19 protein-coding genes and 1 pseudogene are annotated in these 21,405 nt (G+C 39.3%); 7 read left to right on the forward strand and 13 right to left on the reverse strand.

Annotation, left to right across the window (positions count from 1 at the left end):
* Nucleotides 1–143: 143 nt before the first annotated feature.
* The gene (locus WFN33_RS06575; RefSeq protein ID WP_336952175.1) at nucleotides 144–890 is read left to right on the forward strand and encodes an SDR family oxidoreductase; all 747 of its coding nucleotides are present in this window, start codon (nucleotides 144–146) and stop codon (nucleotides 888–890) included.
* A 103-nt stretch (nucleotides 891–993) separates the two neighbouring features.
* Here WFN33_RS06575 and WFN33_RS06580 read toward each other — a convergent pair whose 3' ends face one another.
* The 8 genes and pseudogenes from WFN33_RS06580 to WFN33_RS06615 all read right to left on the reverse strand — a co-directional run bounded on the left by WFN33_RS06580 (nucleotide 994) and on the right by WFN33_RS06615 (nucleotide 9,993).
* The gene (locus tag WFN33_RS06580; RefSeq protein WP_336952581.1) at nucleotides 994–2,031 is read right to left on the reverse strand and encodes a hypothetical protein; all 1,038 of its coding nucleotides are present in this window, start codon (nucleotides 2,029–2,031) and stop codon (nucleotides 994–996) included.
* Between the two features lie 140 nt (nucleotides 2,032–2,171).
* Nucleotides 2,172–3,911 (reverse strand): acetyl/propionyl/methylcrotonyl-CoA carboxylase subunit alpha, encoded by a 1,740-nt coding sequence (locus WFN33_RS06585; RefSeq protein WP_336952176.1) that lies wholly within the window; start codon nucleotides 3,909–3,911, stop codon nucleotides 2,172–2,174.
* A gap of 1 nt (nucleotide 3,912) precedes the next feature.
* Nucleotides 3,913–5,493, reverse strand: coding sequence for an urea amidolyase family protein (locus tag WFN33_RS06590; RefSeq protein WP_336952177.1), 1,581 nt, complete (start codon nucleotides 5,491–5,493; stop codon nucleotides 3,913–3,915).
* A 19-nt stretch (nucleotides 5,494–5,512) separates the two neighbouring features.
* On the reverse strand, nucleotides 5,513–6,319 hold the full coding sequence (locus tag WFN33_RS06595) for a putative hydro-lyase (protein ID WP_336952178.1): 807 nt from the start codon (nucleotides 6,317–6,319) through the stop codon (nucleotides 5,513–5,515).
* Between the two features lie 19 nt (nucleotides 6,320–6,338).
* Nucleotides 6,339–7,097, reverse strand: a complete 759-nt coding sequence (locus WFN33_RS06600; RefSeq protein WP_336952179.1) for a LamB/YcsF family protein — start codon at nucleotides 7,095–7,097, stop codon at nucleotides 6,339–6,341.
* 35 nt (nucleotides 7,098–7,132) lie between these two features.
* A pseudogene (locus WFN33_RS06605) lies at nucleotides 7,133–8,384 on the reverse strand (NRAMP family divalent metal transporter).
* A 331-nt stretch (nucleotides 8,385–8,715) separates the two neighbouring features.
* Nucleotides 8,716–9,624 (reverse strand): LysR family transcriptional regulator MumR, encoded by a 909-nt coding sequence (mumR, locus tag WFN33_RS06610; protein ID WP_336952181.1) that lies wholly within the window; start codon nucleotides 9,622–9,624, stop codon nucleotides 8,716–8,718.
* 123 nt (nucleotides 9,625–9,747) lie between these two features.
* A complete protein-coding gene (locus WFN33_RS06615; protein ID WP_004718047.1) occupies nucleotides 9,748–9,993 on the reverse strand; it encodes a SlyX family protein in 246 nt (81 codons plus the stop codon).
* A gap of 35 nt (nucleotides 9,994–10,028) precedes the next feature.
* On the opposite strand from WFN33_RS06615, the gene WFN33_RS06620 reads away from it, so the two are divergent.
* Complete coding sequence (locus WFN33_RS06620) at nucleotides 10,029–11,939, forward strand: ATP-binding cassette domain-containing protein (protein WP_336952182.1); 1,911 nt, start codon at nucleotides 10,029–10,031, stop codon at nucleotides 11,937–11,939.
* A 122-nt stretch (nucleotides 11,940–12,061) separates the two neighbouring features.
* Here the strand turns inward: WFN33_RS06620 and WFN33_RS06625 are convergent, their stop codons facing one another.
* Nucleotides 12,062–12,511, reverse strand: a complete 450-nt coding sequence (locus tag WFN33_RS06625) for a GNAT family N-acetyltransferase (RefSeq protein WP_336952184.1) — start codon at nucleotides 12,509–12,511, stop codon at nucleotides 12,062–12,064.
* A 365-nt stretch (nucleotides 12,512–12,876) separates the two neighbouring features.
* Here WFN33_RS06625 and WFN33_RS06630 point away from each other — a divergent pair, with 365 nt between their 5' ends.
* Entirely contained in the window at nucleotides 12,877–13,092 is a 216-nt protein-coding gene (locus WFN33_RS06630) for a hypothetical protein (protein WP_224964682.1), read from the forward strand.
* A 127-nt stretch (nucleotides 13,093–13,219) separates the two neighbouring features.
* Here the strand turns inward: WFN33_RS06630 and WFN33_RS06635 are convergent, their stop codons facing one another.
* The gene (locus tag WFN33_RS06635) at nucleotides 13,220–14,197 is read right to left on the reverse strand and encodes an acyltransferase family protein (RefSeq protein WP_336952186.1); all 978 of its coding nucleotides are present in this window, start codon (nucleotides 14,195–14,197) and stop codon (nucleotides 13,220–13,222) included.
* Between the two features lie 37 nt (nucleotides 14,198–14,234).
* Nucleotides 14,235–14,786, reverse strand: a complete 552-nt coding sequence (locus WFN33_RS06640) for an O-acetyl-ADP-ribose deacetylase (protein ID WP_336952187.1) — start codon at nucleotides 14,784–14,786, stop codon at nucleotides 14,235–14,237.
* A 117-nt stretch (nucleotides 14,787–14,903) separates the two neighbouring features.
* On the opposite strand from WFN33_RS06640, the gene WFN33_RS06645 reads away from it, so the two are divergent.
* Together WFN33_RS06645 and WFN33_RS06650 are read left to right on the forward strand one after the other, a co-directional pair.
* Complete coding sequence (locus WFN33_RS06645; RefSeq protein WP_336952188.1) at nucleotides 14,904–15,839, forward strand: LpxL/LpxP family acyltransferase; 936 nt, start codon at nucleotides 14,904–14,906, stop codon at nucleotides 15,837–15,839.
* 197 nt (nucleotides 15,840–16,036) lie between these two features.
* On the forward strand, nucleotides 16,037–16,600 hold the full coding sequence (locus WFN33_RS06650) for a hypothetical protein (RefSeq protein ID WP_336952189.1): 564 nt from the start codon (nucleotides 16,037–16,039) through the stop codon (nucleotides 16,598–16,600).
* 37 nt (nucleotides 16,601–16,637) lie between these two features.
* Here the strand turns inward: WFN33_RS06650 and WFN33_RS06655 are convergent, their stop codons facing one another.
* A complete protein-coding gene (locus WFN33_RS06655; protein WP_336952191.1) occupies nucleotides 16,638–16,955 on the reverse strand; it encodes a hypothetical protein in 318 nt (105 codons plus the stop codon).
* Nucleotides 16,956–17,286: 331 nt separating this feature from the next.
* Nucleotides 17,287–18,405: an endonuclease/exonuclease/phosphatase family protein gene (locus WFN33_RS06660; protein WP_336952192.1), complete on the reverse strand. Its 1,119-nt coding sequence runs from the start codon at nucleotides 18,403–18,405 to the stop codon at nucleotides 17,287–17,289.
* A 185-nt stretch (nucleotides 18,406–18,590) separates the two neighbouring features.
* Here WFN33_RS06660 and asd point away from each other — a divergent pair, with 185 nt between their 5' ends.
* Both asd and WFN33_RS06670 read left to right on the forward strand, forming a co-directional pair.
* The gene (gene asd / locus WFN33_RS06665; protein ID WP_056516877.1) at nucleotides 18,591–19,709 is read left to right on the forward strand and encodes an aspartate-semialdehyde dehydrogenase; all 1,119 of its coding nucleotides are present in this window, start codon (nucleotides 18,591–18,593) and stop codon (nucleotides 19,707–19,709) included.
* Nucleotides 19,710–19,871: 162 nt separating this feature from the next.
* Nucleotides 19,872–21,377, forward strand: coding sequence for a FimV/HubP-related protein (locus WFN33_RS06670; protein ID WP_336952193.1), 1,506 nt, complete (start codon nucleotides 19,872–19,874; stop codon nucleotides 21,375–21,377).
* Nucleotides 21,378–21,405 lie beyond the last annotated feature (28 nt).

Genomic DNA, 21,405 nt, shown 5'->3' on the forward strand with positions numbered 1-21,405 from the left:
CACCTTACATAAAGCTACATTTTATAGTATATGAGTTTAGTCTATTTCAAACCAAACAACGACTAAGTCACCAATTGGTAAGTACTTACTTTCGCAAATAAATTTCCACAATATAAGAGTCTTTAGACAATTTAGTGAACAATATGCGATTAAAGAATAAAACGGTTTTAATTACAGGTGCAACCAGTGGAATCGGTTTTGCAGCCGCACAACGAGCAATAGAAGAAGGTGCTTTTGTTGTATTTACAGGCAGAAATCAAGACCAAATTTTGCAAACACAAAATCAACTCGGTACGCAAAGCTTGGGCATCTCATGTGATCACTCCAATTTAGCATCTCAAGATAATTTCACTCAAAAAATACAAGAATTATCAATTAAATTCGATGTAATTTATATCAATGCTGGTAATGTCACACATGAGGCATTTGGTCAATGGACAACTGAACAATTCGATGTGATTTTCAACACCAATGTAAAAGGCCCATTTTTTCTTATTCAAAATTTGCTTTCAATGATAAATCCCCATGCCTCAGTCATTTTATGTGGTTCGACCAGTATTCATATTGCCTTAGAGAAAAGTAGCGTTTACGCCGCATCTAAAATCGCTTTACGCTCTTTAGCCAAAACATTATCTAGAGAGCTTTTAGCGCATCAAATACGTTTTAACTTACTCTCCCCAGGACCAACTTTAACACCAGCCCTTAACAAAGTCGCCAATACCCCCGCTGAGACCGAACAACTTAAAGTCAGTATTGAAAATCTGGTACCAATTAAAAGATTGGCAGATCCTATAGAAATCGCCAATGCCTTTATTTATCTTGCTTCAGATGAAGCTAAATTTATAGTGGGTAGCGAACTATTAATAGATGGAGGTGTCGCAAATTTATAAGAACGTACAGACTTATCAAAACAGGATCTATAACTCAATAAAAAAGCGTTTAACATTAAATCTAATCGCTTTTTTGTTTTGCTCTGATAACTTCAAGTTTGGTCTAATTTAAGTTCATTTCATGACTATAAACAACTTCATGACCATTCCAGTAAATATAGCCTTTTTCAATCAACTCTTTAAGCAATAAACGAATATCTGACTTTGGAAACATTTGTTCCAATAAATCTCGTAACGCATAAATATCTTTAGGTTTATCTGTTTTTAGATCATTCAATTTATGGATGACTTCGATTTGTACAGGATCTATTTTTTCAAAGTTTTTAAATAAAACATTGTGTACCAAACTCACCGAATCTTGCTGATCAACTTCTTGTAAAACTCGATCCGAGTCCGCACATAATTTTTCTAAAAATTGATCAATTTTTTCAATTTTAATATTAGCTTGTGCTACGGATTCTGTCTCAATTAGGTTTACTAAAACAGGAGATTCAATATCAAGAGCTGTCCATTGCTTCAACACTTTTTTACGGTAAGCAACTTGATCATCAAAGCGTTTGACAATTTTCAAATTGATTAACATTCCAACAAGATGTTGAGCTTTTTCTGGAACAATTTGCAAAATATTAACAATAGAATTTTTCAATTTCTCAATCGTATTTGGTTTGCCAGTCATTTCTCCCAAAGCATCACAATACTTCTTCACCATGATTAAATATGGCTTATTTTTAATCGCTTGTAGACTTGGTATTGAGTATTTGTTGCGTTGACGCTCTAGCGTCGACTGAACTTGAATAAAACTGCAATCAAGATCAGCACTACGCATTAGATCTAACAATAAGCGACAGCTTGGCACTGCAGAAATTACGTCAATCTTAATTTCAGGTTCTAATAATGCCAATAGTTGTCCCACCACAACTGCATATTCATATTCTTTTTCAGATGCATTCGGTACCTCTAAAATCACCACCTGGCCACTGCTCACCCAGCCTGAAAACTCAGTTAAGTCTTCTAGAGAGTACTGAAATTGCCCTGTGCAATTGAAAATATAGAGTGTCGGGTAATGTTCAATAATCTCCCTCAGGATATTGGCTGTAGGCATATTATTTTCAAGATCGAGAAGAACAGCTTTATTCGGCATGGTCAAAAATTTTGCGACTGAACAGTGCCAAGCATTACAACTAGCTTTCAACAAAAGGTCAAATAAAATTGGAAATTTAATCCTAAACTCCCAATTCCACCTGATTTAAATTTATAAGTTTTAAATTTTAAAGATAAATATCATTGGATTGTTGCAATCACTTGATCTGCATAACAGGTTGCACCTACCTCTTTAAGCAATTGAATTAGACCATCTTGATGAGCCAAAACTTGAACTTCCATTTTCATCGCTTCCATAATTGCTACAACCTGCCCAGCACTTACGTGCTCGCCAGCTTGGACTTTCCAAGAAATGATTGCCCCATTAATGGGTGCTTGTACATCTTCAGGTTTAAGCGCTAACTCTGGTGTTTGCGTCTGTTGTAGATCAGCCTGAACTGCACCTTGAGCAAACATCCCTGCAGGTAACCCTAGACGATGTAATTTTCCATCTATTTCAATATAACTCAAAATCATAGGCTGTTGATGCTGAGGAATCGCACGTCGAGTTGATTTTAAGTCTTGTTTAAAGTCATTTTCAATCCAACGCGTATGTACTTTAAATTCGTCGATAAAATCAGGCTCATTCAGCACGGCTCGATGAAAATCTAAAACTGAAGCCACACCCTCAATTTTAAACTGCTTTAAAGCACGTTTTGCGCGGCGTATTGCGATTTCACGCGTTTCCCCCGTCACAATCAGCTTTGCCATTAAAGAATCGAAATGGCTGGAAACCAGAGAGCCTGTGCGCACGCCAGTATCGACACGCACACCATGACCAAAAGGTGCTTCAAATAAACTTAGTGTACCAAATGCTGGAATAAAACCACGGCTAGGGTCTTCTGCATTGATACGAAACTCAATGGCATGACCTTGTGCTTTAGGGGTTTCTTTGATCGATAACTCTTCGCCCAAAGCCACCTGAATTTGCTCAACCACCAAATCAACGCGCGCTGTTTCCTCCGTCACAGGATGTTCAACTTGCAACCGCGTATTGACTTCTAAAAATGATAGCGTCCCGTTTTGACTCAATAAATACTCGACTGTCCCTGCTCCAACATACTGAGCAGCCTGACAAATACTTTTTGCTGAAGTTAAAATCTCTTGGTAAATCTTGTCACTGATAAATGGTGCTGGAGATTCCTCAACTAATTTTTGATTACGACGCTGTAAAGAACAATCACGTGTGCCTAAAACCACCACATTTCCATGTAAATCAGCAATAACTTGCGCTTCAACATGACGTGGATTATCTAAGTATTGCTCAACAAAACATTCACCTCGACCAAATGCAGCTTGTGCTTCACGTACAGCAGAGTCATAAAGTTCTTTCACTTCTTCAAGTTTCCAAACCACTTTTAAGCCACGTCCACCACCACCAAAGGCTGCTTTAATTGCAATTGGCAATCCATATTGTTTTGCAAAAGCTAAAGCCTCATCTGCATTGTTCAAAGGGTCTTGTGTGCCTTGTACCAATGGAGCACCTACTGAAGCAGCGATTTTACGTGCTTCAATTTTGTCACCCAACTTGGTAATTGCTTCAGGAGATGGACCCACCCACTTCAATCCTGCGTCAATCACGGCTTGTGCAAACTCAGCCTGTTCTGACAAAAAACCATAACCCGGATGCACCATCGTGGCTTTTGATTTTTTAGCAATATCAATAATGGCATCAATATTTAAATAGGTTTCTTTTGCAGTTGCCCCAACCAAACCCCACGCTTCATCTGCAAGTTCGACATGCAAACTGCCAATATCGTCATCTGCATACATCGCCACTGAAGCAATGTTCATATCCCGACAAGCATGGATAATACGCACAGCAATTTCACCACGATTGGCAATCAATAATTTTTCATTTACATATTTTTGCTGGTTCATCTTAGTTCTCGATATCTACAAATTCGGCGATTTTTCTAAATTTGATATGGCAATCCGCAGGTATTTGTGCCACCAAATCCCAATGATGCTTGGCAACCGAAGCAATCACAGGATAACCACCTGTTAATGGGTGATCATTCATAAACAATACAGGTTGACCATTGGGTGGAATCTGCAAAGCACCAATACATGTGCCTTCGCTTTCCAATTCATGGTGAATCTTACGTGTTAAGGGTGCTTTCCCAGATAAACGTAATCCCACTCGATTACTTTCATGAGTCACTAACCATGCTTGATTGCACAGTTTTTCAATACTGCTTTGCTCAAACCAATCCGTTCGAGGTCCCATCACAATATCAAGTTCAATCGTATCGCCAAGGGACGGGAGATTGGATTTTGGCACTTCGTTGATGCTGATATTGGATGGGACAACTTGACCTTGGTAAATGACATCACCCGTTTTTAAAGGGGCTGGACCAAGAATGGCTAAACTGTCAAAAGAACAGCTATTTAAAATGGGTTGAATATCCAAACCACCACGAACCGCAAGGTAATTGCGTAACCCTGCACTCGGCGTTTGAATTTGAAATTCATCTCCCTCATCCAGTGCAATCGCTTGATAACTGTCAAAATCTACTTTTTGACCATCTGCAAATTTCACATGGATATTGGAAATTGCACCTGCCACGCTAATGACAGCTGAATTTTGCATGACTGCTTTTAAACCACCATTGAGTACCTCAATCACAGGCGTATCCGTTGGATTCCCCACGATTCGATTGGCACAATGCATCGAAACCACATCCATCGCACCTGCTGTCCCCACACCGATATTGCTGTGCTGAAAACGGCCTTCATCTTGAATCGAAACTTGCAAGCCAGATGCCGTGATTTTAAATAAGGGGTGTTTTAAAGTTAAATCTTGTCGTGGCGTGATTTGCTTGGGCACATCCACAGATACAGGCCGATGAGTTATATCCTCAAAATGCACCCGCATTCCTGGTCGTAAAAGCGCAGGATTTTGACGCTCCAAATCCCACATTTTTTCTGACGTTGTTCCAATCAATTGCCAACCACCTGGACTATCTTTTGGGTAGATACCCGAGTATTGCCCAGCAAGTCCAAGTGAACCTGATGGAATTTTTTTACGCGGTGTCTTTAGACGAGGAACGTCTGTAAAGGGCAGATCAAGGCTACTCATATAAGCAAAACCTGGAGCAAAGCCAATAAAGGCAACGTCCCAAGTACTTTGATGATGTTTTAATATCAGATCGGCTATAGAGAGGCCTTGCAGTTCCGCCACTTGTACTAAATCTTCGCCATCGTAACGAATCGGAATAATCACTTCCTGCGTATTGCGATCAAAACCTGAATCAAGGTTTAACGTACCAATCAAAACACTCAAGGTTTTAAAGTCAGTCTTGATTTCGTTAAAACAAATTAAAATTGTTTTTGCAGCAGGAATTAAATCTTTGATTCCATTCAAGTGTAAATTTTGCAATTTACTGTATAACGCCAAAGTTTCTTCTAAACTAGAAAGCTCAATCAAGAAACTGTCGGAATTTACCGATAAAAATCGCATTTACTGATCCTTTCTTGTCTTAACGCATCCACGCACGATCAGGTATGTCTGTAATCAACATATGTCCTGGTGCATGGCTAATGGCAAATGGGATTTTCGAGTTCATGATTGCCGCTTGAGGTGTTACACCACATGCCCAAAATACTGGAATTTCACCCTGTTCAATACGTGAGGCATCACCAAAATCTGGCTGATTGATGTCGCGTATTCCTAAACTTTCAGGATGACCAATATGTACGGGAGCACCATGAACACTCGGCATACGCGCCGTAATTTTTACCGCCTCAGCTATTTGATGGGCAGGAATGGGGCGCATAGAAACCACCATATTCCCTGAAATACGTCCAGCAGAAAGGCATTCGATATTACTCAAATACATCGGTACATTGGTCTTGTCATGGATATGACGCACTTCAATCCCTGCGTCTTGTAAAGCTGTTTCAAAGGAGAAACTACAGCCAATTAAAAAGGTCACTAAATCAGGATGCGCGTTATAAAGCTCACTCGCATCAGTGAGCTCATCAACCATTTCACCGTCTTTCCAAACACGATATCGTGGAAAATCAGTGCGAATGTCTGTGTCAGCAGCCAATCGAGAGTGGTATACGCCTTCTTCCAAAACATCTAACACAGGGCAACTTTGTGGGTTACGCTGGGCATACAACAAGAAATCATATGCCCAGTCTTTGGGTACAGAAATCATATTCACTTGTGTCATTCCAGCAGCCATTCCTGCTGTGGGTTGATCAAAACCCGCACGAATTTGTTGTCGCGCATCCAATGCAGCTTTTAGTTGAACTGGATCGACTTTAATCTCTTTAAACATGTGTCTTGTCCTTATTGTTTTATGCACAAAATGAACGAACTTGAATGTCGTTTTTTAACAGCTCAGCTTTAATCGCTGCGGACATTTCTAATGCGCCAGCAGTATCACCATGTAAACAAATCGTATCGGCTTGAATTGGGGTAAAGATGCCATCAATTGACTCAACCCCGCCATTTTTTAACATCGCAACCACACGTTTTGCCACAAACTCTGCATCATGCAAAACAGCACCCTCCAAACGGCGTGAAACCAGTGAACCATCACGGTTATAAGCACGATCAGCAAAGGCTTCTGAAACCACTTTTAGACCTGCCTGACGTGCTTGTGCAACCAAATTTGACCCAGCCAAAGCAACCAGTACCAATGCTGGATTATACATTTTAATGGCTTCAATCACGGCTTCGGCTTGTACGGGATCTTTGGCTACGGTGTTATACAATGCCCCATGCGGCTTGACATATTGCACTTTGGAGCCAGCAACTTTTGCCAAACCATCAAGTGCCGAAATTTGATAGAGCACATCTGCAATCAGCTCGTCTTGAGACAGATCCATATTACGGCGACCAAAACCAACCAAATCTGGGTAGGAAACATGCGCACCAATCGTGACATCTAATCGCACTGCTTGTTGAAGCGTTTTCAATATTCCCAATGGGTCACCTGCATGGAAGCCACAGGCAATATTAGCACTACTGACAACAGGTAAAATTTGCTCATCATTGCCCATTTTCCATGAGCCAAAACTTTCACCCAAGTCACTATTTAAATCGACATACATTGTGATCATTCCTTTTCAATTGAGTGTGAAGTTGATTAAAGCTTGGTGAGGTAATTAAATACCGTCGTGAATGACATATAACCCATCCACCATGTGAGTAAGCAGGTTAATACACCCAAAACCAGCAACCATTTTGGATAATTATAATTGCCCATCATGTCTTTACGACATGCCGCAACATAGACAAAAATCGTTAAACCAATTGGTAATACCAAACCATTAAAACCACCCACAAAGATCAATAAGCCCGCTGGTGTTGCACCTAGAATCACGTAAAGCAACAGGGCTAAAGAGATAAAGCTAATCGTGAGGTAATTGGTATGTTTGGTGGTTAAGTTCTTTTTAAATGCGGACATAAACGAAACAGAGGTATAAGCTGCACCAATTGTGCTACTGATTCCCGCTGCCCAAAAAATCAAGCCAAACAGTTTAAAACCAAATGTACCCGCAGCATATTGGAATGCTTGCGCAGCTGGATTGGCATCGTGACTTGCTAAATCGATATTTGCGCCGCTGACCACAACCCCTAAGAATGCCAAGAACAATACATAACGCATGATCCCGACCACCACAATACCTTTGGTTGCGGCTCTGGCAACTTCATCAATATTTTCTGGTCCTACAGCACCTTTGTCCAATAAGCGATGCGCGCCTGCGTAGCAAATATAACCGCCCACTGTACCGCCAACAATGGTTGTAATGATGGCGAAATCAATTTGATCAGGTGCAAAAGTTTGTTGAACGGCTTGCCCCACAGGTGGCATGACAATAAATGCAACGATCACGATCAAAACAATTTTGAGTAAACCCAAAATAATCATGCTCTTGTCCATCGCCAGTGTGGCTTTTCTGGAGGCAAAAATCAGAATTGCCAAAGCACCGCTCAGCACGCCGCCGACCTTGGTATCCAACCCAAAGAGTGCATTTAAGCCCAGTGCAGCACCTGCAATGTTACCGATACTAAAGAAAAACCCACCTAAAATAACCAGAAATGCGAGTAAGTAACCACTCCCCGGTAAAGCTTTATTGGCAATATCAGAAGCGCGCATTTGCGTTAAGGTAACTACACGCCAAATGTTTTGCTGAACAACGTAATCAATAATGATCGAAACTAGGATTGCAAAGCCAAATGCAGCACCTAATTTCACTGTGAATACAGCGGTTTGGGTTAGAAAACCTGGCCCCATCGCCGATGTTGCCATCATAAATATAGATGCAACAATTGCCCATTGGCGGTCAGATAAAAAAGAAGATTTCAATAAAGACATGTAGGCGTTCCTCATCCATTTGAGCTTAATCAACGCTATTTCAAGTGAAACAAAGAACATCTATTTTTCTAAAATATGAAATTCTTTAATCCTTTAAACTTTTAAGATTTTTTGGTTATGCTGAACCAAATCTGTATTTCAAATAAAAGCATAGGCGAAGGTGAGTCACAATAAGACTTTATTTAAAATTTATTAAACGTAAGATATTGAATTCATATGTTTTTATTATTTTTAAAATCATTTAATAATGAATATTTATCACTTTCTATAAGTTCTCATTATCAATATTTCATATTTTTGCAATTTTTAAATCAAAACCAAAGCCGAATAAAATGCCGTTTTATTCTTCACTATCTAATTTTATTATTCAGCTTTTTCATGGCATTTTCCGAAGTTAAAACCGCTAAATCGGTCAACTTTTCTTTTAATGCGGTGTTATTGCCTTGTGTATAGATTGCGGTAAAGTGGAATGTCTTTAATTGGATTGGCGTATCCAAAATTTCCAATCGCCCATCTAAAATTTCTTTGATTGCCGTTAGTTTAGGTACCACTGCAATCCCTAAACCTTGTTCAGCTAAACGTAATAATGTGACCAATGAATAACTTGTAATGGATAGTGGTTCATCTATCTTTTGTTCTTTCATTTTTGCTTTGAGCTCTTTATAAGGATAGGTAATTCTTGGATAGGTTAAAATGGTATGCGACATCAATGCCCGCAATGACATCTGCCCGATTCCACCTTTAAATGAAGGTGATGCCAGAAAGCTTAATTCAAAATCACACAATGAACGTTCTATACATTCAAAAGGCAAAGTTGGCCCCAGTAAAAACGCCATATCCAAATCACCAGTGCGTACACCTTCTTGTAAATCTGGAGTTAAATTTACCACGATTTCAATGGAAACTTTTGGAAACTCTTGCTGGACTTGCTCCATATATTCCACTAGCCAAGTATGGACAATCGTTTCGGAAACCCCTAAACGAATCGTTCCTGTTAAATACTGACTTTCTGTGAGTTCAGCCACTAAGTCTGTTTCCAGTCGCATAAACTTTTCAGCATATTTAAATAAGGTCATGCCCTTATGCGTGGCTTTTATTTGACGAGAACGGCGATCAAGCACTTTAAAACCGAGATCATTCTCAATCGCAGTAATTTTTTGAGAAATTGCAGGCTGAGTCGTTTGAAGCTTTGTTGCGGCTTTATTAAAACTGTTTAAGGTCACCACCCAATAAAATGCTTCGAGGTTTTTTAAGTTCATAATCCATCTTAACCCACAAATTTAGCGCTTGCGTTATGCAAATCCTTTGCCAATACCATTGCTATGTGTGAATTTACTCTTGATTCAGCACACCTCAGCCACTCATATTTCACTTTCGTTAGATCAATAATGCGGAGGACGATTGGTCATTGGGTCAAATGCTGCAATACCTTCTGACAAATCAGCAGATTCTATACGTTGGTAAATTAACTGCATTTGTTTTTTTAAATCAGCGATTTCCAAGCTTTGTTGCGCTACTTGATCATTTAATTGTTCGACTAAATCATCTAAAAATGCAATTCGGACTTGCAAATCTTCTATGGGTGCGGAAAATGACGCCTGATCATCAATATTTTTATGTTTAGTCATTTTTAGTCCTCAGTGTGGGATGTTTAGGAAACCGTATGGCCTATATTACTATAAGGGATGTCCAACTTGCGTTTGGTGGACCTGCCCTGCTCGATGGCGCAAACTTCAATTTAGAACGAGGCGAACGAGTCTGTCTGATTGGTCGTAACGGTGAAGGTAAGTCTACTTTACTCAAACTGATTGAGGGAAGTTTATTGCCTGATCAAGGTGAAATTGCATTACAAAATGGTATTACGATTTCTATGCTTGCTCAGGATGTACCGATGGATTCGGGCAAAGTTGCAGATATTGTTGCCGAAGGTGCAGGAGAAGCCGCGCTCGTCCTAAAAGAATACCACGAAGCCAGCGATGCTTGTGTATTAGGTGATATGGAAGCTTGTGATCGTATGGGCAACCTACAACATAAGCTGGATTTGCTCGATGGTTGGGCATTAGAAACCAAAGTAAATTCTATCTTGAGCAAAATGGGCTTAGATCCTGAAGCGGATTTAGCTGATTTATCAGGAGGGCGTAAACGCCGTGTACTTTTAGCACGTGCATTGTTGACGCAACCTGACGTTTTATTACTTGACGAACCAACCAACCATTTGGATGTAGAAAGTATTGAATGGTTAGAGAAATTCTTACTCGATCAAAACAATCTGACCCTGTTATTTATTTCCCATGACCGTGCTTTTGTTGACAGTATTGCGACTCGTATTGTGGAATTGGATCGTGGTATTTTACGTAGTTATGAAGGTAACTACTCACGCTACCTCGACTTAAAAGCACAACAAATGGAAGCTGAAGAAAAGCAGAATGCGCTGTTTGATAAACGCTTGGCTGAAGAAGAGACTTGGATTCGTCAAGGCATCAAAGCACGTCGTACCCGTAACGAAGGTCGTGTACGTGCATTAAAAGATTTACGTGAACAATCTAAAGCACGTCGCTCACAACAAGGTAAAGTGAGCATGGCAACTCAAGAGGCAAATCGTTCAGGTAAATTGGTGTTCGATATTGAACACTTAAGTGTGGCTTTTGGTGATAATGCACCAATTATTAAAGATTTCTCTGCATTAGTACTACGTGGCGACCGTATTGGTTTAGTGGGTGACAATGGTGTAGGTAAGACCACCTTGATCAAAGCAATTTTAGGTGCACTTGAACATGGTGGTTCGGTAAAAACAGGTACACAACTTGAAGTGGCTTATTTTGACCAATTACGTAATGCGCTAGATCTTGAAAAATCAGTAATGGCCAACGTGTCTGAAGGCTCAGACTTTGTCGATGTTAATGGTGGTCGCCGTCATATCTACAGCTATTTACAAGACTTTTTATTCTCGCCTGAGCGCGCACGTACTCCTGTCAAAGCACTTTCAGGTGGTGAGCGTAATCGTATCCTTTTGGCGAAGTTATTGCTTAAACCGTCTAATCTTATCGTAATGGATGAGCCAACCAACGACTTAGACATGGTGACTTTAGAATTACTTGAAGAAATGTTGAGTGATTATAAAGGGACTTTGTTATTGATCTCTCATGACCGTGCATTTATGGACAATGTTGTGACATCAACTTGGGTATTTGATGGTAAAGGCAATATCGATGAATACATTGGTGGCTATCAAGACTATCTAGAACAACGTCCAGATCAGCGTGTTGTCGATCAGAAAAGTGATGTAAAAAAGGCCATTGCTAAAGCGGAAGCTGCTGCGACGCCTGCTGAACCAGCTGTTAAAAAAGTGAAGTTGAGTTATAAAGATCAACGTGCTTTAGAACAGTTACCCGCAGAAATTGAAGCTTTAGAAAAAGAACAAACTGAACTAACTGCAAAACTTGCAGATGGTTCTTGGTTTGTGACTGATGCAGATGCAGCCACCAAAGCGTCGCAACGACTTGGCGAGATTGATGAACTGCTGCTTGAAAAAATGGAGCGTTGGGATGCATTAGAAGAAATGACCAAAGGTTAATTCTTATAAAATCTTTCAATAAAAAACTCCGCAAATATGCGGAGTTTTTATTGAGCCTGCCGACATTGAAACCAACAACATTGATCAATCATCTTATAGATATACAACACATATTTTCAGCTTTATGTATTAACCAGATTTAAGGACATTGGAACATAACGTAACCCATGATTTTCAATGGTTTCATCTTTCACCACAAAGCCAAATCGTTCATAAACAGGTTGTGCATTACAGCTTGAATTTACCGTAAATACTGAAACACCAGACTTTTTCACCTCCTGCAAAATAAAGTCCCACATTGTTCGGCCAATTCCCTGAGCTTGCTTCTCTTTCGATATAAAGAAATGAACCAAATGGGCCGGATTCTTATACGCAATAACACCGATCATCTGCTGATGATCGCTATAAACAAAATAGTGAATTTCAGGATTCTCAAGCATTTTTTCAATCATACTTGCGGAAAACAGTTGTCGCCCACTGTCATTAATTGCAAACTCATCAATAAAAGGCGCAATCAATTGAGTAATTGCAATTAAGTCCTTAATGGTTGCTCTTCTGATTGTCTTATTCATGTGAGGGGCATTCCAATAGTGGAGTAGCAGTAAAAGATCAAAATGCTCAATTTAAGTCTGTAATCAGAATTTCATTATCTAAATAATACTTGAAATGATATATAACAAACTCCTTCATTTTTAAAAATAAACGCACTTATTTAAATGGCTTAGTTCAAGTTAAAATGACGGCAATACTTTACTAATTAAAATTAAATAAAACTTAAAAAATCAAAGCACTTACCATTCCCCACTCATCTTACCAATGATCATTTCATTTACACTGAATTTCGCTACAAGCACTTCATGATGTTTCCATACAAATCCACCAAGATATGATTATCGAATCTAGTTCAGATCTCGAATTATTTAGTGAGAATATGATCATGAAAAAAGTTACATCATTACTTGTTGCAGCATTCACCACAGCAATTTTCGCAGGTTCTGCAATGGCAGCAACTCCAGCACAGCATTCGACTCAAGCGGTTAAAACCCATCAAATGCAAAAACAACATAAAGCTGGCCATAGCCAAAAACACCATGCCGCTGCACAAAAATCAGCAACAGCAAAAAAAGTAGAGGGTAAAGCAGCAACCAAATAATCCACTTTAAAACGTTGTTTTAAAACTGTCGCTTTATAAAATTATGGTCCTCATGCTTAAAAGCTACACCAACAGTGTAGCTTTTAAATTTTTAGCGAATGCTCTGGAACGCTTCAAATCCATTCAGCTACTTTAAACCAAACTTCTCAGCAGGCTTGATTAACCATAAGGATAATTTTCTTAATAAAACATCAAAAAATTGCTGTTGTAACATCCAGCAAGTCAATACAGATAAACCAATACAAATCCCAATTTCCACAAAAATATGAAAATCCAGTTGCCAATAACGTGCAATCAACATCACCACAAAACCATGTAGCAAATACACCGCCAAAGTATTTTTCCCAAGTTGCACACAGCCAATATTCAATAATTTTGTCCATGCAAACATCGCGAAAATGCCCAAACTCGACATCAATAGACAGCCTATTCTGATCCACGTACCATCCCACATACTTACCTTAAGCTGCTGATAACTTAAACTGCCATATAACCAAAATGGGTTGATTTGGGTGAAATATACCAAGCTTGCAATGCCCATCACGATAAATCCAGCTAAAACTTGAGTGAATTTAAATTGCTGAATTTTCTCGACAATGGTTTTGCCATAAAGCGCACCCACAATAAAAAATGGAAAGAAGCTAAAAATTCTTCCGATAGAGTATTGGTAATTGTTCCAAGGGCTTAAACCGATACATAAAGCAAGAATCAGTGCAATCGGCAGTGCAAATTTTGTTTTTATCAAAAAATGGGTCAGCGTTGTCCATACCATCATGCCCAACAGATACCATAAGATCCAATAAGCTCGTTCAAAAAAATTCCAATTAAGTTGAAATTTACCTGACCAGATGGCATCAAATGCAGGAAATAGAATTTGAAAGGGCAAATAGAGCGAGACAAAAAATAAAATATTCTTAAACCACTTACTGTCTTTAAACAACATGCCCGAAATAAAGATAAAAGCAGGCATATGTACAAAATAAATCGTACCTAATAAGACATGATCAAGCGGATCTTTCCAACCGATCATGCGTTCTAGAAAATGCCCGAGCACCACAAGAAATATCAGTGTTGCCTTACAACTGTCTAAGTAGGTATTTCTCATCGCAAGGTTGTCTAGAATAATCAGTGAATAACTGTAATTATATACCTAAAACATGTACGTGCTTTTGGTCAATCTCAGCAAGATGCTGGCGATAGATTTTAAAATTTTCCAAATCAAAACACACGAAACTGACTTCCTCTAAATTGGTCGTCTGGGTTAAAAACTTAGTCACGCTGTTTATGGCAATAAATGCTGCCTCTGATTTGGGAAAACGATAAATGCCTGTTGAAATATTCGGAAATGCCAGTGTTTTTAGCTGATATTGCTCAGCGAGTCTTAAACTGTTCAGATAGGCTTTTGCAAGAAGTTCATTTTCAGCATGCTGTCCATCTTGCCAAGTGGGGCCCACGGTATGAATCACATAATTACAGGGCAACAACCCCGCTGTGGTAATCACTGCTTCACCAATTGCACACCCCCCCTGTCTGGCCCGAATCTTTTGACAATCCTCCAAAACAGCTACCCCACCTTTACGATGAATCGCACCATCCACACCACCACCGCCAAGTAACGAGCTATTGGCAGCATTCACAATTGCATCCACCTTTTGAACTGTAATATCACCTTGAATTAACCGAATTATTTTCACGTCATGCTTCCTTGCTTATCCTCAATGAGAGTGAATGACATCTTGAATTTTCTTCTTTAAACCGCTTCATGCTACACTCCTTTCAGTTTTAACTGCCCCAAAATTTACAAAACTGCTATGAGTAAAAAGCATCAATACGAGCCTGGAAAATTTTATTGGGCATTTTTACATCCGAAATATTGGGGAATCTGGATTGCGATTGTATTTTTGATGATGCTCGCAATTTTGCCTTGGGCAATTCAGTATCGCTTAGCAACACTGTTGGGCAATATTGCCTTTGACCGACTGAAATCGCGTCGTGAAACAACAACGCGTAATTTAGAAGTCTGCTTTCCAGAATGGTCGCCTGAACAAGTCATCGACAATTCAAGACAAGTCTTTGTTGATCAAATGGTCGGGGTCTTTGAAACCTTAAATGCATGGTACTCACCACAATGGTTTAAAAACCGTGTCAGTATTCAAGGTCTAGAGCATATCCGACAAGCCAAACAAAATGGTCAAGGCATACTGTTACTCGGCACTCATAGCACCATGCTTGATGCTGGTGGTTATTTATGTGCACAATTTTTTGAACCCGATGTCGTGTATCGCCCACAGAATAATCCTTTACTCGATATGCTGATTTATCGTTGTCGTGCAACGATTTATAAAGCGCAGATTGATCATGATGATATGCGTGGATTGATTCGCCATCTGAAAGAAGGTGATGCGATTTGGTATAGTCCAGATCAGGATTTTGGATTAAAACAAGGGGTGATGGCACCATTTTTTGGTACGCCCGCTGCAACGGTAACAGCACATCGACGTTTATTGAAAATATCAAAAGCTGTCGCGATCCCACTGTATTTCTATCGTGATGGTGATATAAAAGATCCAAAATACCATGTACTTATTGAACCTGCTGTTGATCCATTACCCAGTGAAGATGAAATGGATGATGCGATTCGTGTCAATAAAATCATTGAAAATCAACTACGGATCGCGCCGACACAATATATGTGGTTTCATCGTCGCTTTAAAACACGTCCCAAAGGCTATGAGAAAATTTATTAATTTTGAAAGCTTTCGTTTTTAACAATCAGGAGATATAAAAAATATCTCCTTTTTTATTTTGGTCATCTAGCGTTTAAATACCATCGTTCATGGCAAACTGCGTCTAGTTACATATGCCCACTTTCTTGATTAAACAATGCGAATTAAGATTTATCAATAATAAGCTAAATACATTCAAATTTAAGGAAAATAAAACCATGAATATCATCAATAAAGTTCTTTTTTCATGTTTGATCAGTTCCAGTTTGATATTTACTGCATGCTCAGAGCAAAAAGCAGATATCGCCCAAAACAAAACCTCAGAAACTACGTCTAGGGTAACAACTCAAGGCAATTGGAAAAGCAAAGCGACTGAACTGAGTACAGCCAACGCAACAGAGATTACAACAGACTTGGCTCAACTTAATCAGATCATCAATCATGCAAATACTCAAGCACTTCAATTAAGAGCGGAGCTTCAATCAGCTGCTTCCCAACCTGAAAAGCGCCAGCAGATTTTACTCAAAGCCAATGATATACAAGCGAAAACTCAACAACAAATTATGGCATTAAATTTAAAAAGTAGTGAAGTACAAAGTCTACGCACACAGATGATTGATAATTTAATCACCAGCCAGAAAATGTATACGCTTTCAACAGCCTCAGATTTTAATCCAAATGCACCCAGTGATGAATTTAAGCAACTTGGTAAACGTTCAATAGCGCTTCAACAAAAAATTTCTGCTGAAATAGACGCCTTAAATCAACACTATGGAAAATAAAAACAATCTGGATCATAAGCGGGTTAAGTAGAAAGACCTAACCTTTCCATGCTCGAAAACGTGCCATCGCCCAAATCACATAAGGCCAAAAAATCATATTGACTATACTATGGATACTTTCCCAAATACGCCAATAGCCTCTACCAAAAATATCTGCGCGTGCATTAAAGATTTCAATTACAAATGCAAGCACAACTGTGGCGATAATCGCAAAATTTGATTTAAGTTGTCTTTTATGAATTGCAGCAACAATAAAATAAATGATTAAACCTGCATAGATAAATAAAGCATCACTACTTAAACCTGTAAAATGTTTAAGACTTGAAGCGAATTCTTGAACTTTTGCGAGAAACATAGCCACTCTTTTTTATTTTCAATCTTATCTGTTCTAAATTATATACCACAAATAAAGCATAACCCGAGTTCTGCATCCTGCAAAACTCGGGTTCATGAGGTTGTGCTTTCACATCTTATTCTTATTTTCTTGGTTATCCATTCCAACATCAAATCCTTGATGATTACTCCATCGACTTCGTCTTCCTTAGTGAGATTTTCCGTTCTCATTCCCTGTGTCGATAAGTAAAGATTAAAACGAATATGCTTTTCATGCTATCCGCTTAGGGCCTAAATCCATGTAAGTAATTGCTTACAAAAAATAGCCATTTTTTAATTTTTTTGTCAGACAATCAGGTTCCAACTTTATAACTTTGCGCAATTTCATCGGTTACCCGCTTTTCCTCTTTCTCTGCTTTTTCAATTCCTTCTTGAATCGCCTCTTGCGCTTCACGCTCATCCGCGTCTGTTTGCTCCAACTCTTCTTGAGTCTGCTCAAAAATACGCCCTGTTTGTAATACTACATAAATCGGAAAATGATCTGAACCCACATGAGGCAGCCGTTGCATATGCACTAAAGCAAAATCTGTACTATGAAATAAATGATCCAAAGACCATCTCAAAAACTTATAGTCAGCATGGAAAGTGTTGATATATCGACGCCCCACACGTGGGTCAAGCAAACCACTGATACGCTGAAATAAACGCGTTGTGCGTGACCAAGCAACATCGTTTAAATCACCCATAACAATACAGCTCTCATCCAAGTCTTTAATCTGATCCCCCACAATAAGCAATTCAGCATCACGTAAAGTCGAGTCTTTGGCTTCTGTTGGGCTTGGTGGTTTGGGATGTAAACAATACAGTTGCACTGCTTGCCCAGATGGTAAAATCACCGTGGTATGAATAGATGGAATTTCATCACTGAGAATGAATTTAACCTCTGTATCGACCAACTTGAGTTTGCTATACAAATGCATCCCATAGAGGTTGTCTAAAGGTATAGCCACACGATAAGGATAGTCTTTTTCAATTCGAGCTAGTTCATTTTGCCAAGTTTGATCAGTTTCAAGCGTCAAAACAATATCAGGCTGGTGCTGTTCAATTTGCTCAAGCAATAAATGATATTGATCATTCGGTGTCAATACATTCGACACAATCACTGAAATTTGCTGATCAGGATTAAGCTGATCTTTCGTCACCTGTTTAACTTGTTTCTTCCAAACGAAGGTATAAGGCAAAACCATCTTTAATTGAAAAGCTAAGGCAGCAATCAATAAAAATAAAATCACCTCACGGATCAAGTCCCAGGGCGCTGTCCAAAACAACATCAATACCATTGCAATCAGACCAACAAATAATATCTGCAAGCGTGGAAAATCAGCACCTCTAAACCACCATTCATCACGGGGAATCAGTGACCAGAAACTTAGCCAAATCACAATCGACGCAAGTACTTCTATCCAAATCATATTTTGTCACTCTTATATTCTTAATTTTTGCATGATTCATAAATTAATATCAATTTTGCATGTATCATAAACAAGATATATTGCACAATATAGTGGTGTTTTCATTGTGTATGCTATTGCAGTTACACACCCTTTTGATACACTCAAACCCCCTTTTATTTTTTAACGCACCGAGGCAAAGTGGCATGAAAGTAGGTCTGGTCGGTTGGCGCGGGATGGTTGGTTCTGTCCTTATGCAACGTATGGTTGAAGAGAATGATTTTGCTCATTTTGAGCCATTCTATTTCTCTACCAGTAACGCAGGTGGTGAATCTCCTGCTTTTGGTGGTAAAACTGCTCCAGCACTTATGGAAGCGACGGACATTACCAGTCTGAAGCAAATGGATGTCATTATTACCTGTCAAGGTGGCGACTATACATCAGAAGTCTTTCCTCAGCTAAAGGCTGAAGGTTGGAAAGGCTATTGGATTGATGCAGCTTCTACATTACGTATGGATGATGAAGCAATTATTGTACTCGATCCAGTCAACTTAAATGTTATCAAAGACGGTTTGGTCAATGGTATTAAAACATTTGTTGGCGGTAACTGTACGGTTTCGTTAATGTTGATGGGCATGGGTTCACTCTTCCAACACAATTTGGTGGAATGGATGACGGCGATGACTTATCAAGCCGCTTCGGGTGCTGGCGCGCAAAACATGCGTGAGCTGATCACTGGTATGGGGTATTTATATAACAATACTCAAGACTTGTTAGATGATCCACGTTCTGCGATTTTAGATATCGACAGCAGAATTGCCGAATTACAACGTGGCGAAGCTTTCCCGAAAGCAAACTTCGGTGTGCCTTTAGCGGGTTCTTTGATCCCTTATATTGATAAGCAACTTGAAAGTGGTCAATCTAAAGAAGAGTGGAAAGGTCAAGTTGAAACCAACAAGATCTTAGGTAATGCTCAGATTGTTCCAATTGATGGTCACTGTGTACGTATTGGTGCAATGCGTTGTCACTCTCAAGCCTTAACATTGAAATTGAAAAAAGATGTTCCGCTTGATGAAATTGAGGACATGATTCGTCAGTCTAACCAATGGGCAAAAGTGGTTCCAAATACACGCGATGCGTCAATGACGGATCTTACCCCAGTAGCTGTGACTGGTACTCTATCTGTGCCAGTAGGTCGTTTACGTAAATTAAATATGGGTAAAGAGTATTTAGGCGCATTCACTGTTGGTGACCAATTACTTTGGGGTGCCGCTGAGCCTTTACGTCGTATGTTACGTATCTTAATCGACTATAAAAATGCTTAAAGTCACAAAAAACTTATAAACAATGAAAAAGCCGATCTATCTTGATCGGCTTTTTTATGTAACTATGTTTATGTAACTCTAATGTTAATATTTTACATATAGACTACAGCTAAATATTGTATTATGGGGATGCCTTGAACTTTGTCAGAACAATGGATAGAGATGACTGTATATAACAAATTAAAAATTGCCATTTTAGCCATCATGACGTCGCAAGCGGTGAGTGCGATTACAATAGACCCGATCCAAGTTCAATCAGGGTCTGGTGATCTGCTTTATGCTGAAATGAAGTTTAGTAATGCAAATTCAAATGAAAAAATAGAAGTCGGATTAGCCGATGCAGATGATATTCAAAATATTGGTATTTCAACGCAAGCACCTGGACATTTAAATTTTTATACTCGTCGTTCTGGAGATGGCACTGGGGTGATTGTGATTACCTCATCTCGCCCGATTGTTGAATCTGAATTAAATATATTATTAAAAGTCAAAGAAGGGAGTGCGACCCATATTCAGCAAGTCAAAGCCCCATTGACCCGTGGGCGTAGCAACATTCCTGCTCCAATGAGCAATGCTTTAGTCAAAGAGAAGCCTCTGACACCTCAAATCATCGTCAGCGAAAAGGATATTGCATTAAATTTACCAACCAGTACGCAATACCACGTGACAACACCAGAAGTCTTAACTCCACCAGCTATAGCAACCAAAGCAACGATGACAACGGATTCAGCTGGTACTTTGGCGATTAATGTGATTGCACCACCAGCACTCAAAACAGAACAAAAACCAACCACAGTTGCAACAAACACACCGCCTGCGGCTACAACCAATACTCCAAACCTTCGTCAAAGCAATCATCAAAGCAGTGCTCAGAATATGCCACAAACAACGGCGGTAACTGTACAGCAAACGCCTCAACCTCCAGCCGAAAAAGCACCAGTGCCATCTGCAAAAGCTCAGACCCCACCCGCCAAATTAGACGAGCAAAAAGCAGAATCACAAAAGCCAAAAGATTCCAAAGCTGAGACCAAGCAAGCAAAACCGAATGAATCTCACGTAGAGAAATCGAAAGCAGAGTCACAAAAAGCGCTCAAACAAGAAAAGGCCAATAAAGCATTAGATAAACAACCTAAGCATATTGTTCAGGCCAATGAGTCACTGTGGAAAATTGCATCGCGGATTGCAGCAGAAACCAATCAAAGCGTTCCAGAAGTCATGCGACAAATTAAAGCAAATAATGCCAATGCCTTTATTCAAGGTGATGTAAACCGTATTCGTCGTGGTGCTGCGCTCAATCTTGCAGCAAGCTATCGTCAAATACCACAAAGCAAAAATAAAGTTGCAACGGCTGGACCTGAAATTGCCAAAAAGCAATCGGGTTCTGCCAAATATCGCTTAGATCAAGCAGAAATGAGTTTAGTCGCAGACAATGAACAACCCGCTGTTCAGAGTCAAGGAAAGCAAAATACACAGTTGAATCAGACCACTACTGAATTATCTACAAAAGTTATGACATCTCGTGAAAAAACGGTTAAATTACAGAAGAATGTGAACCAACTTGCAGCAGGTTTACAACAAAAGAATCAGCGAATTCAATTATTAAATGCTCAGCTTGCCCAATTGCAACAGCAATTAAAACAGCAGAATGCAAAGAAACCAAATAGTTAGGATATTCAAAAATATTGATTCATTGTGC

Origin of the sequence: Acinetobacter sp. AS167 (assembly GCF_037152175.1) — a bacterium.
In the GTDB taxonomy this organism is placed as follows: Bacteria; Pseudomonadota; Gammaproteobacteria; order Pseudomonadales; family Moraxellaceae; genus Acinetobacter.